The 12,464-nt window shown below is 64.5% G+C and carries 8 protein-coding genes; 3 read left to right on the top strand and 5 right to left on the bottom strand.

Annotation, left to right across the window (positions count from 1 at the left end; all coding sequences use genetic code 11):
* Positions 1 to 173: 173 nt before the first annotated feature.
* Both B3397_RS10980 and cra read right to left on the bottom strand, forming a co-directional pair.
* Positions 174 to 953, bottom strand: coding sequence for a TatD family hydrolase (locus tag B3397_RS10980; RefSeq protein ID WP_296249912.1), 780 nt, complete (start codon positions 951 to 953; stop codon positions 174 to 176).
* Positions 954 to 955: 2 nt separating this feature from the next.
* On the bottom strand, positions 956 to 1,951 hold the full coding sequence (gene cra, locus B3397_RS10975; protein WP_296249911.1) for a catabolite repressor/activator: 996 nt from the start codon (positions 1,949 to 1,951) through the stop codon (positions 956 to 958).
* A gap of 337 nt (positions 1,952 to 2,288) precedes the next feature.
* On the opposite strand from cra, the gene ptsP reads away from it, so the two are divergent.
* From ptsP to B3397_RS10960, 3 genes are read left to right on the top strand one after another with little or no spacing between them, the layout of a single operon-like run.
* Positions 2,289 to 5,162 (top strand): phosphoenolpyruvate--protein phosphotransferase, encoded by a 2,874-nt coding sequence (gene ptsP / locus B3397_RS10970; RefSeq protein WP_296249910.1) that lies wholly within the window; start codon positions 2,289 to 2,291, stop codon positions 5,160 to 5,162.
* Positions 5,162 to 6,112: a 1-phosphofructokinase gene (gene pfkB / locus B3397_RS10965; RefSeq protein ID WP_296249909.1), complete on the top strand. Its 951-nt coding sequence runs from the start codon at positions 5,162 to 5,164 to the stop codon at positions 6,110 to 6,112. Before ptsP ends, pfkB begins: the two co-directional genes overlap by 1 nt.
* A gap of 2 nt (positions 6,113 to 6,114) precedes the next feature.
* Positions 6,115 to 7,848 (top strand): PTS fructose-like transporter subunit IIB, encoded by a 1,734-nt coding sequence (locus B3397_RS10960; protein WP_296249908.1) that lies wholly within the window; start codon positions 6,115 to 6,117, stop codon positions 7,846 to 7,848.
* Between the two features lie 51 nt (positions 7,849 to 7,899).
* Here B3397_RS10960 and rlmF read toward each other — a convergent pair whose 3' ends face one another.
* The 3 genes from rlmF to B3397_RS10945 all read right to left on the bottom strand — a co-directional run bounded on the left by rlmF (position 7,900) and on the right by B3397_RS10945 (position 12,464).
* A complete protein-coding gene (gene rlmF, locus B3397_RS10955; RefSeq protein WP_296249907.1) occupies positions 7,900 to 8,841 on the bottom strand; it encodes a 23S rRNA (adenine(1618)-N(6))-methyltransferase RlmF in 942 nt (313 codons plus the stop codon).
* A 120-nt stretch (positions 8,842 to 8,961) separates the two neighbouring features.
* Positions 8,962 to 11,808 (bottom strand): valine--tRNA ligase, encoded by a 2,847-nt coding sequence (locus B3397_RS10950; RefSeq protein ID WP_296249906.1) that lies wholly within the window; start codon positions 11,806 to 11,808, stop codon positions 8,962 to 8,964.
* A 266-nt stretch (positions 11,809 to 12,074) separates the two neighbouring features.
* A complete protein-coding gene (locus tag B3397_RS10945; protein WP_296249905.1) occupies positions 12,075 to 12,464 on the bottom strand; it encodes a DNA polymerase III subunit chi in 390 nt (129 codons plus the stop codon).

Below are 12,464 nucleotides of genomic sequence, written 5' to 3'. Positions count from 1 at the left end.
ACGCCGCTCCTACAGGGGGGCTGCGGGGTGTGGGGTGTTGGGCCTTTGCACAAATCCCTTGTGGGAGCGGGCTCTGCCCGCGATGGGGGCATGATAGGCGCTACACATTTTGGATCAGGTGGCGACGCTGAAGACGCCTTCGCGGCTGCACGCCGCTCCTACAGGCGGGGTGGTTATTTCCAGCCAAATACTTGCGCTGCATTTCGGCTGCTTGCTTGTGCCAATACTTCGATTTCAACGTCCATCACCCGCGCGAGCTCCCGGGCAATCTCCGGCAGATGTTCCGGACTGTTGCGCATGCCGGGGTACATCGATGGCGCCATGTCGGGTGAGTCCGTCTCCAGCACGACGGCGTCGAGCGGTAGCTGTGGCAGCACCTTGCGCAGCCTGAGTGCCTGCGGCCAGGTGGGGGCGCCACCGAGTCCGAGCTTGAAGCCGAGCTTGAGGTATTCGCGGGCTTCTTCCCAACTGCCGGCGAACGCATGGATCACCCCTGCGCGTAGCGGCTTGAAGCGTTTCAGGGTGGCGATCACCGCGGCATGGCTGTGACGCACGTGCAGCAGCACAGGCAGGTCGAAGTCCAGGGCCAGCTTCAGTTGCGCTTCGAACAGTGACTGCTGCCGCTCCCGGTCCAGCTCCTTGAGGTAATAGTCCAGGCCGAATTCGCCCAGGGCGCAGAGCTTGGGATGGCCGCGCAGGCGGTCCAGCCAGTCGCCCAGGGCTTGCAGATGTTCGGGCCGATGCTCTTCCAGATACACCGGGTGCAGGCCGAGCGCGGCGTATACGCGGGCATCGGCCAGGGCCAGGTCCCACACTCTCTGCCAGTTGGCCTGGTGCACACCTAATACCACCACGCGCCCAACGCCTTGGGCGCTGGCGTTGTCCAGCACCAGGGCGCGGTCCGCGTCGAAGTCGGGAAAGTCGAGGTGGGTGTGGGTGTCGATCAAACGCACGATCAGGCCTCGTGAATCCTCTGCTTGAAGGTACGAGGCACAGCGTTGATGCCCGGCTCGTAATGCTTTTGTTCCACCGCGGCCAGGGCAAGTTCCAGGGCTTTGCTGGCGATCATGCTGTGCTGCTGGGCCATGGCGTTGACCGGTAGTGGCAGAAAGTCCAGCAGCTGCGTGTCGCCGAAGGTGCCCAGATGCAGGGATTGGGAATCGATGGGGCGCTCCTGCAGTACATCGAACACGCCCTGCAACAGCACGTACGAGGTGGTGATCAGGGCATCGGGCAAATGCCCTAGCTTGTCGAGCAGCGCCAGCATGGCGTGGTGGCCGCCGTCGCGGCTGAAGTGTTCACTGTGCTCCACCAGTACCTGACCGGCAAAGCCTTGCAGCGCGTCGGTAAATCCGCCGGCACGCTCCTGGCTGATGCTCAGCTCCGGCCGTGCGCCGATCAGGGCGATGTGCCGGGGCGTCGGTTGCAGCAGGCTTTGCGTCAGGTGCAGGCTGGCATTGCGGTCGTCGCTGATGACCGAGACGAACTGTGAGGGGTCCATCATCCGGTCGATGGCAATCACGGGTGTACCCTTGGCTTGCAGTTCTCGGTAGCTGTCGTCGCTGGCCGGCAGCCCACTGGCCACGAACAGGGCGTCGCAGCGGCGCGCCTTGAACAGTTGCAGCAGTTGCAGCTCGCTGGCGGCATCGTCATCGGAACTGGCGATCAGCAGTTGGTAGCCATGGGCGCGGGCACCCTGTTCGAGCAGCTTGGCGATGCGCGCGTAGCTGGGGTTTTCCAGGTCCGGCAGGATGAAGCCCAAAGTCCGGGTGTGGCGGCTGCGCAGGCCTGCGGCCTGGGGGTTGGGCGTGAAACCATGCTCCAGCACCACGGCCTGCACGCGCTCGACCGTGGCCTTGCTGATGCGTTGCTGGACAGCCTTGCCGTTGATGACATAGCTGGCGGTGGTGACCGAGACGCCAGCCAGACGGGCGATATCACTGAGTTTCAACCTTGGATTCCTTGTTCTTGTCACGGCGACGCGAATGGCCATCGCAGGAGCATTGTCGTTCATTCGGTAGAGGGTGTGCAGCAGCGGGGCTGCACGCAACCGACAAGTTGGGCTTCAATGATCGAAGATTATCGAGTAACGTGCGGTCCATTCTAGATGAAACGATTCAGCTTGCGAGTTTCTGCCGTCAAAAGCCTTATGCCGGGGTCTTATTTATCTCGGGGTCGCAAGCCGCTCGTGCAATCAGTCTAGCGCGCCGTTTCCAACCGAGCGCCCTATGCTGAACCCTTCACAACAATACCTCAGCGCGCTGCCGCCGCTGTAAAGGAGACAGGCAATGCTGGAGCTCACTATAGAGCAGATATCCATGGGCCAGAAGGCTGTGGATAAACCCGCCGCCCTGCAATTGCTGGCCGACCGGCTGGTGGCTGACGGCCTGGTTGCCGAAGGTTACCTGGCCGGCTTGCAGGCCCGTGAAGCTCAGGGCTCGACCTTTCTGGGGCAGGGTATCGCCATTCCCCACGGCACCCCGGACACCCGCGAACTGGTGTTCGCCACCGGCGTGCGCCTGCTGCAGTTCCCCGAAGGGGTGGATTGGGGTGATGGGCAGATGGTCTACCTGGCGATCGGCATTGCCGCCAAATCCGATGAACATCTGCGCCTGCTGCAGCTGCTGACCCGTGCGCTCGGTGAAACCGATCTGGGCGAAGCCCTGCGCCGCGCCGCTACGCCGGAGGCGCTGTTGAAGCTGTTGCAGGGCGCGCCGCAGGAACTGGCGCTGGACGCTCAGCTGATTGGCCTGGGCGTGATGGCCGAAGATTTCGAGGAGCTGGTGTGGCGCGGCGCTCGCTTGCTGCGCCATGCCGACTGCGTCAGCAATGGCTTCGCTGCGCTGTTGCAGCAGGTTGAAGCACTGCCCCTGGGTGATGGCCTGTGGTGGCTGCACAGCGAGCAGACCGTGAAGAGGCCGGGTCTGGCGTTCGTGACGCCGGACAAGCCCCTGCGTTATCTGGGGCAGCCGCTCACCGGCCTGTTCTGCCTGGCGAGCCTGGGCGAAGCGCATCAGGCGCTGCTGGAGCGCTTGTGTTCGCTGCTGATCGAAGGCCGCGGCACCGAACTGGGCCAGGCCACCAGCACCCGTGCGGTGCTTGAAGCGCTGGGCGGTGAGCTGCCGGCGGACTGGCCGAGCGCGCAGATCGTGCTGGCCAACGCCCATGGTCTGCACGCTCGCCCGGCAAAAATCCTCGCGCAACTGGCCAAGAGTTTCGAGGGTGAGATTCGTTTGCGCGTGGTCGAGTCCGGCGAAGCGGCGGTATCGGCCAAGAGCCTGAGCAAGCTGCTGAGCCTGGGCGCCCGCCGCGGGCAGACCCTGGAACTGGTCGCTGAACCCACCATCGCCGAGGATGCATTGCCGGCGCTGTTGGCGGCCATCGAGGCCGGTCTGGGCGAAGAAGTCGAGCCGCTGCCCGCCGTCAGCGCCGCGCCCGTGGCCAAGCCTGCCGCCCAGCCCGTGCTCAAGGCCAAGGTCGAGCCATTGGCCGTCGGTGCCGTGGTGCAAGGGATCGCCGCGGCGCCTGGCATCGCCATGGGGCCGGCACACATTCAGGTGCTGCACGATTTCGAGTATGCCCAGCGCGGTGAATCCCAGGCCGCCGAGCAGGCGCGTCTGCAGGCGGCGCTGGCTCAGGTGCGCGAAGACATCGAAGGCCTGATTCAACGCGCCAAGGCCCAGGCGATTCGCGATATCTTCATCACCCACCAGGAGATGCTCGACGACCCGGCGCTGACCGAAGAAGTCACCACGCGCCTGCACCAGGGCGAAAGTGCGCCGGCCGCCTGGAACGCCGTCATCGAAGCGGCAGCCAAACAACAGGAAGCCTTGCAGGACGCTTTGCTGGCCGAGCGCGCCGCCGACCTGCGTGACATCGGTCGCCGGGTCCTGGCCGAGTTGTGCGGCGTGCAAACCGCCGAAGAGCCGAACGAGCCGTACATCCTGGTGATGGACGAAGTGGGCCCCTCTGACGTTGCGCGGCTGGACCCTGCCCGGGTCGCCGGCATCCTGACCGCGCGCGGCGGGGCCACCGCGCACAGCGCCATCGTTGCCCGCGCCCTGGGCATTCCCGCGGTAGTAGGCGCCGGTGAAGCCGTGCTGCTGATTGCTGCGGGAACCGATCTGTTGATCGATGGCCAGCGTGGCCTGCTCACGGTGGCGCCTGCTGCCGATGTGCTGGAGCGCGCCATCGCCGATCGCGATCATCGTGAGCAACGCCTGCAAGCGGCGGCCGCTCGACGCATGGAAAGCGCGGTGACCCTGGACGGCCATGCTGTTGAAGTATTCGCCAACATCGGTGAAAGCGCCGGCGTTGCCAAGGCCGTGGAGCAGGGCGCCGAAGGCGTTGGCCTGCTGCGCACCGAACTGATTTTCATGGCTCACGCCCAAGCCCCCGACGAGGCCACTCAAGAGGCAGAGTATCGGCGCGTGCTCGACGGCCTGGCTGGCCGGCCATTGGTGGTGCGTACACTCGACGTGGGCGGCGACAAACCGCTGCCGTACTGGCCCATCGACAAGGAAGAAAACCCCTTCCTGGGCGTGCGTGGCATTCGTTTGACCTTGCAGCGTCCAGACGTCATGGAAGGCCAGTTGCGAGCCTTGCTGCGCGCCGCCGACAACCGGCCGTTGCGGATCATGTTTCCGATGGTGGGCAGCGTCGAAGAATGGCGCCAGGCCAAGGCCATGACTGAGCGCCTGCGAATGGAAGTCCCGGTGGCCGATCTGCAGCTGGGCATCATGATCGAGATTCCCTCCGCCGCGCTGTTGGCGCCGGTGCTGGCGCGCGAAGTAGACTTCTTCAGCGTTGGCACCAACGACCTCACCCAGTACACCCTGGCCATCGATCGTGGTCACCCAACTTTGTCGGCCCAGGCCGATGGCCTGCACCCGGCAGTACTGCAGTTGATCGACATCACCGTGCGTGCCGCCCACGCCCATGGCAAATGGGTAGGGGTGTGCGGCGAACTGGCCGGTGACCCGTTGGCGGTACCGCTGCTGGTGGGGCTGGGTGTGGATGAGTTGAGTGTCTCGGCGCGCAGCATCGCCGAGGTCAAGGCGGGGGTACGCGAACTGACCTTCAGCCAATCGCAGCAACTGGCTCAGCAAGCGCTGGGCCTGGGCACCGCCACTGAAGTGCGGTCCCTGGTGGAGAATTATTGATGGCACGCATCCTGACCCTGACTTTGAACCCTGCACTGGACCTGACCGTGGAAATCGGCGACCTGGCGCTGGGCGAGGTCAATCGCAGCGAGGGCCTGCACCGCCACGCTGCCGGCAAAGGCCTCAACGTCGCGCAGGTCCTGGCGGACCTGGGCCATGAGCTGACCGTGGCCGGCTTTCTGGGTGACGCCAACCCGCAGCCGTTCGAAGCCCTGTTTGCCCAGCGTGGTTTCGTCGACGCGTTCATCCGCGTGCCCGGTGAAACCCGCAGCAACATCAAACTGGCCGAGCGCAGCGGCCGGGTCACCGACCTCAACGGTCCCGGCCCGGTGGTGGATGATCAGGCCCAGGCGGCGTTACTGGCGCGCCTGGAAGTGATTGCCCCGGGTCATGACGCGGTAGTGGTTGCCGGTAGCTTGCCCCGCGGCGTGACGCCAGAGTGGCTCCAGGGCGTGCTCGAACGCCTTGGGCAGATGGGCCTGAAAGTGGCACTGGACACCAGTGGCGCTGCCCTGCGCGCCGGTTTGCAGACCGCGCCGTGGCTGATCAAGCCCAATACCCATGAGCTGGGCGACGTGCTCGGTGCTTCGGTGGAAACCCCGGCCGAACAGGCCGCTGCCGCTCGCCGATTGCTGGAGGACGGTGTGGGCAACGTGGTCATTTCCCAAGGTGAGAAGGGCGTCAACTGGTTTGCCAGCGGCCTGGCCCTGCAAGCCCTGCCGCCGACCGTGGACATCGCCAGTACGGTAGGTGCGGGCGATTCGCTGCTGGCCGGCATGGTGCATGGCCTGCTGCAGGCCAGTGGCCCCGAGCAGAGCCTGCGCACCGCCACGGCCATCGCCGCCATGGCGGTGACCCAGATCGGATTTGGAATCAATGATGTCGCGCAGCTGGCGCGGCTCGAAAGCGGCGTGTGCGTGCGTCCGCTGCCAGAACAACAAGAGGGTTGAAGATGAAGCTAGCTATCGTCACTGCGTGCCCCAGCGGCAGGGTGTCCAGTGTCTTGAGCGCCCGTTTGCTGGACGCCGCGGCCAAGCGCCGGGGCTGGGAAACCTGCGTTGAAGTGCACGACCCACAGCACCCGGAAAAGCGCCTGACGCCTGCCGACATCGACGCTGCCGACTGGGTGCTGGTGGTCAATACCGGCGCCCTGGACCTCAGCCGTTTCGTCGGCAAGCGGGTCTTTCAGAGCACCCCGGCCCACGCCCTGCAGGATGTCGACGGATTCCTCGGCATGGCTGCCGAGCAGGCCAAGATCTACGCCGATGCGCCGCTGCCTACCGCGGTGGCGGCTTCCCGTGCGCCACGTCTGGTGGCGGTGACCGCCTGCCCGACCGGTGTCGCCCATACCTTCATGGCCGCCGAGGCGCTGGCCCAGGCGGCCAAGCAACTGGGCTACACCTTGCAGGTCGAGACCCAGGGCTCGGTGGGCGCGCGCAACCCCTTGAGCGTGGAAGCCATCGATGACGCCGATGTGGTGTTGCTGGCGGCCGACATCGAGGTGGCCACCGAGCGTTTTGCCGGCAAGCGCATTTATCGCTGCGGCACCGGTATCGCCCTCAAGCAGGCCCAGGCAACGCTGAACAAGGCCTTGGCTGAAGGCCAGCTGGAGTCCACCGGCAGTGCCGGCAGCGCACCGAAGAAGCAGGAGAAAACCGGGGTCTACAAGCATTTGCTCACCGGTGTTTCGTTCATGCTGCCGATGGTGGTGGCTGGCGGCCTGTTGATCGCGTTGTCGTTCGTGTTTGGCATCGAGGCGTTCAAGGAGCCGGGCACCTTGCCGGCCGCGCTGATGCAGATCGGTGGCGATGCTGCGTTCAAGTTGATGGTGCCGTTGCTGGCGGGCTACATCGCCTACTCGATTGCCGACCGGCCAGGCCTCGCGCCGGGCATGATCGGTGGCTTGCTTGCCAGCACTCTGGGGGCGGGCTTCATCGGCGGTATCGCGGCAGGTTTCATCGCCGGCTACGCCGCCAAGGCGATCAACCGTTACGCCAAGCTGCCCGCCAGCCTGGAAGCGCTGAAGCCGATTCTGATCATTCCGTTGTTTGCCAGCCTGTTCACTGGCTTGGTGATGATTTACGTGGTGGGCAAACCGGTAGCCGGCATGCTCGCCGGCCTGACCGAGTTCCTCGACGGCATGGGCACCACCAATGCGCTGCTGCTTGGCGTACTGCTGGGCGGCATGATGTGCGTCGACCTGGGTGGGCCGATCAACAAGGCCGCCTATGCGTTCTCGGTGGGCCTGCTGGCGTCGCAAAGCTATGCGCCGATGGCCGCGACCATGGCTGCGGGCATGGTGCCGCCGATTGGCTTGGGTATCGCCACCTTCATCGCCCGGCGCAAGTTTGCCCAGAGCGAGCGTGAAGCCGGCAAGGCGGCGCTGGTGCTGGGGCTGTGCTTCATTTCCGAAGGCGCAATTCCGTTTGCCGCCAAGGACCCGCTGCGGGTGATTCCGGCCAGCATCGCCGGCGGCGCGCTGACCGGTGCGTTGTCGATGTATTTCGGCTGCAAGCTGATGGCGCCCCATGGCGGGCTGTTCGTGCTGCTGATCCCGAATGCGATCAACCATGCGCTGCTGTACCTGCTGGCGATTGTCGCGGGTGCGCTGGTCACCGCCGTGGTGTATGCGCTGATCAAGAAGCCGGAAGTCGAGGAATTGGTGGCGGAGCCGGCGAAGGCCTGATCGCCTGGCTATATGAATGCCCCCTGACGTAGGTGTCAGGGGGCATTCAGGCTACTTGGCGAACCACTTGCCTTGCTGTTCGGGGCTCAGGAACGACCAAGCCACGAAGCGGCTTTGTTTCTGGCCCTGGCCCATCTCTACCACCCGCACCTGGCTCGCGCCGACTTTCTTCAGGGTCGCCTGAATGCTTGGGAGGTTCGAGGCCTTGGACACCAAGGTACTGAACCACAGCACCTGTGGACCCACCTGCACGCTTTCATTGACCAACTGCGTCACGAAACGAATCTCGCCGCCTTCGCACCACAGCTCATTGTTCTGCCCCCCGAAGTTCAGCACCGGCAGCTTGCGCTTGGGATCGGCCTTGCCCAAGGCGCGCCACTTGCGCTGGCTGCCGCGGGTGGCTTCTTCCAGCGAGGCATGGAAGGGCGGGTTGCACAGCGTGACGGCGAAGCGTTCGTCGGCGCCGACCAGGCCTTTGAGGATGTGCCCCGGCTGGTGCTGTTGGCGCAGGCTGATGGCTTTGCCGAGCTTGTTGGCCTGGACGATGGCATTGGCCGAAGCCAGGGCCACGGGGTCGATGTCCGAGCCAACGAATTGCCAGCGGTAGTCGCTGTGCCCCAGCAGCGGGTAGACGCAGTTGGCGCCTACGCCGATATCCAACGCGCGCACCCCGGCGCCTCTCGGCGGCTCGCCAGCGTTGCTTTCGGCCAGCAGGTCGGCCAGGCAGTGCAGGTAGTCGGCACGGCCGGGGATAGGCGGGCAAAGATAGCCTTCGGGAATGTCCCAGTGCTCGATGCCGTACAGCGCCTTAAGCAGGGCCCGATTGAACACCTTCACCGCAGCCGGATTGGCGAAGTCGATGCTTTGCTTGCCGTAGGGATTGAGGATCACGAACCGGCCGAGGTCCGGGTGGGCCTTGATCAGTTGCGGGAAGTCATAGCGGCCTTGATGGCGGTTGCGGGGGTGCAGGGTAGGTTTTTGCGGGGTGGACATGGGGAAGATTTCCGTTACCCGGTCGGGCCTCATCGCGGGCAGAGCCCGCTCCCACAGGGGGGTGGTGTACAGGACACCTCTGTGGGAGCGGGTTCTACCCGCGATGGGGCCGCCGGATGATTACAGGCTGGCGATCCGCGCGTGCTGTTCGGCCAGTTTGGCCAGGGCTTGCTCGGCTTCGGCCAGCTTGGCGCGTTCCTTGTCGATCACTGCGGGCGGGGCCTTGTCGACGAAGGCAGCGTTGGACAGCTTGCCACCCACGCGCGCCACTTCACCGTTCAGGCGCTGGATTTCCTTGTCCAGGCGCGCCAGTTCGGCATCCTTGTCGATCAGTCCGGCCATGGGCACCAGCACTTCCATTTCACCCACCAGCGCGGTAGCGCTCAACGGCGCTTCCTCGCCCGCGGCCAGTACGGTGATGGATTCCAGCTTGGCCAGCTTCTTGAGCAGGGCGTCGTTTTCCTGCAGGCGGCGCTGGTCTTCGCTGCCGGTGTTCTTGAGGAACAGCGCCAGGGGCTTGCCCGGACCGATGTTCATCTCGCCACGGATGTTGCGCACGCCCAGCATCAGGCCCTTGAGCCACTCGATGTCCTGCTCGGCGGCCGGGTCGATGCGGCTTTCGTTGGCCACCGGCCATGGCTGCAGCATGATGGTCTTGCCGTGCGCACCGGCCAGCGGCGCTACGCGCTGCCAGATTTCCTCGGTGATGAACGGCATGAACGGATGGGCCAGGCGCAGCGCGACTTCCAGCACGCGCACCAGGGTGCGGCGTGTACCACGTTGACGCTCGACAGGCGCGTTTTCGTCCCACAGTACCGGCTTGGACAGCTCCAGGTACCAGTCGCAATACTGGTTCCAGATAAATTCGTACAGGGCCTGAGCGGCCATGTCGAAGCGGAACTGGTCCAGGTGGCGGGTCACTTCGGCTTCGATACGCTGCAGTTGCGAGATGATCCAGCGGTCAGCCAGGGACAGTTCGTAGGCTTCGCCGTTCTGGCCGCAGTCCTCGCCTTTGTCCAGCACATAACGGGCGGCGTTCCAGATCTTGTTGCAGAAGTTGCGGTAGCCCTCGACCCGGCCCATGTCGAACTTGATGTCGCGGCCGGTGGAGGCCAGCGAGCAGAAGGTGAAACGCAGGGCGTCGGTGCCGTAGCTGGCGATACCGTCGGCAAATTCGTCGCGAGTCTGCTTCTCGATCTTCTTCGCCAGCTTTGGCTGCATCAGCCCACTGGTGCGTTTTTCCACCAGGGTTTCGAGCTCGATGCCATCGATGATGTCCAGCGGGTCCAGTACGTTGCCCTTGGACTTGGACATCTTCTGGCCCTGGCTGTCACGCACCAGGCCGTGCACGTAGACGGTCTTGAACGGCACCTGCGGGACGCCGTGCTCATCTTTGACCAGGTGCATGGTCAGCATGATCATCCGGGCGACCCAGAAGAAAATGATGTCGAAACCGGTGACCAGCACGTCGGTGGAGTGGAATTTCTTCAGGAATTCGGTCTGCTCTGGCCAGCCCAGGGTGGAGAAGGTCCACAGGCCCGAGCTGAACCAGGTGTCCAGCACGTCGTTGTCCTGGTTGAGCACTACGTCGGCGCCCAGGCCGTGCTTGGCGCGCACTTCTTCCTCGCTGCGGCCGACATACACCTTGCCCGATTCGTCGTACCAGGCCGGGATGCGATGGCCCCACCACAGCTGGCGGCTGATGCACCAGTCCTGGATATCGCGCATCCAGGAGAAGTACATGTTCTCGTACTGCTTGGGCACGAAGGCGATACGGCCGTCTTCGACGGCGGCGATGGCAGGTTCGGCCAGCGGCTTGGTGGACACGTACCACTGGTCGGTCAGCCACGGCTCGATGACGGTGCCGGAGCGGTCGCCCTTGGGCACCTTCAAGGCGTGGTCATCGACGCTCACCAGCAGGCCGGCGGCGTCGAACGCGGCGACGATCTGCTTGCGCGCTTCGAAACGATCCAGCCCGGCGTATTCGGCCGGCAGGGTGCCGTCGATGCTGTCGTTCAGCGTGCCGTCGAGGTTGAACACCTGGGCGGCGGGCAGCACGTGGGCGTTCTTGTCGAAGATGTTCAGCAGCGGCAGGTTGTGGCGCTTGCCGACTTCGTAGTCGTTGAAGTCGTGGGCCGGGGTGATCTTCACGCAGCCGGTGCCGAATTCCGGATCGCAGTAGTCGTCGGCGATGATCGGGATACGGCGGCCGATCAGCGGCAACTCGACGAAGTTGCCGATCAGCGCCTGGTAGCGCTCGTCGTTGGGGTTCACGGCTACAGCCGAGTCACCCAGCATGGTTTCCGGACGCGTGGTAGCGACGATCAGGAAGGCATTGCCCTCTGCGGTTTTCGCGCCGTCGGCCAGGGGGTACTTGAGGTTCCAGAGGAAACCTTTTTCGTCGTGGTTTTCAACTTCCAGGTCGGAGATGGCCGTGTGCAGCTTGGTGTCCCAGTTGACCAGGCGCTTGCCGCGGTAGATCAGGCCGTCTTCGTGCAGGCGCACGAAGGCTTCCTTGACCGCTTCGGAGAGGCCATCGTCCATGGTGAAACGCTCGCGGCTCCAGTCTACCGACGAGCCCAGGCGGCGAATCTGGCGGCTGATGTTGCCACCGGACTGGTCTTTCCATTCCCAGATCTTTTCCAGGAATTTCTCGCGGCCCAGGTCGTGGCGATTCTGGCCATGGGCTTCGATCTGGCGCTCGACCAGCATCTGGGTAGCGATACCGGCGTGGTCGGTGCCTGGCTGCCACAGGGTGTTGCGACCCTGCATGCGGCGGAAACGGATCAGGGCGTCCATGATCGCGTTGTTGAAACCGTGGCCCATGTGCAGGCTGCCGGTGACGTTCGGCGGCGGGATCATGATGGTGTAGGAGTCGCCGGCACCTTGCGGGGCGAAATAGTTTTCGGCCTCCCAGGTCTGGTACCAGGAAGTTTCGATTGCGTGCGGCTGGTAGGTCTTGTCCATGCGCGGCGGGACCCTATAAGGCATGATTCGGGAAAACCGCAGAGTATAGCGAACGTGGCGCGCAATCTGTAGGTGTGATCGGGGATGGGGCAGGGGTGGTTCGGATTCTGGGGGGACGGTGGTGGATGGTCCCCTCACCCCAGCCCTCCCGGGCCGCCGTATCGCCCTGAGGGAGAGGGAGCCGATCGCGGTCCGCCTTTAGCGCCCTCTCCCCCAGGGAGAGGGCTGGGGTGAGGGGACCATTCACCGCAAAACCCAGACCCGAATCACCCCTGATTCAACAACCGCTCCATGCGCGCTTCCAGGCGACGCTTGATTTCCGTCTCGATGTGCGGGGCAAAGTCGTCGATCACATCCTGCATGATCAACTGCGCGGCGGCGCGCAATTCGGCGTCCAAATGCAGCAGGGTGTCCTGGCGGTTACGTTCGGGGGTGGCCTGGGACGGCGCAGTAGCGGGCTGAGGCGGCTCGACCGGGGCAGCGGCGGGCTGGTCACCTTCGAGTTCGAACAACAGCGGAATCTGTTCCTCGTCGCTGTCCACGGCATCGGTCAGCAGAGGCGGTTGCAGGGTGTCGTCGCCGAGCAGTCGTCGGATCGACTCGAGGTCGTCCAGCAGGTGCACGGACTTGGGCAAAGGCTTGGTGTTGTTGTCCAT

Origin of the sequence: Pseudomonas sp. UBA4194 (genome assembly GCF_002379585.1) — a bacterium.
In the GTDB taxonomy this organism is placed as follows: Bacteria; Pseudomonadota; Gammaproteobacteria; order Pseudomonadales; family Pseudomonadaceae; genus Aquipseudomonas.
The sequence above is the reverse complement of the archived record's forward strand: the minus strand, read 5'-3'. Positions and strand labels throughout refer to the sequence as shown.

Coding starts and splice junctions, on each gene's coding strand:
- ptsP (WP_296249910.1), top strand. CDS start 2,289: ATGCTGGAGCTCACTATAGAGCAGATATCCATGGGCCAGAAGGCTGTG.
- pfkB (WP_296249909.1), top strand. CDS start 5,162: ATGGCACGCATCCTGACCCTGACTTTGAACCCTGCACTGGACCTGACC.
- B3397_RS10960 (WP_296249908.1), top strand. CDS start 6,115: ATGAAGCTAGCTATCGTCACTGCGTGCCCCAGCGGCAGGGTGTCCAGT.
- rlmF (WP_296249907.1), bottom strand. CDS start 8,841: ATGTCCACCCCGCAAAAACCTACCCTGCACCCCCGCAACCGCCATCAA.
- B3397_RS10950 (WP_296249906.1), bottom strand. CDS start 11,808: ATGGACAAGACCTACCAGCCGCACGCAATCGAAACTTCCTGGTACCAG.
- B3397_RS10945 (WP_296249905.1), bottom strand. CDS start 12,464: ATGGACAACAACACCAAGCCTTTGCCCAAGTCCGTGCACCTGCTGGAC.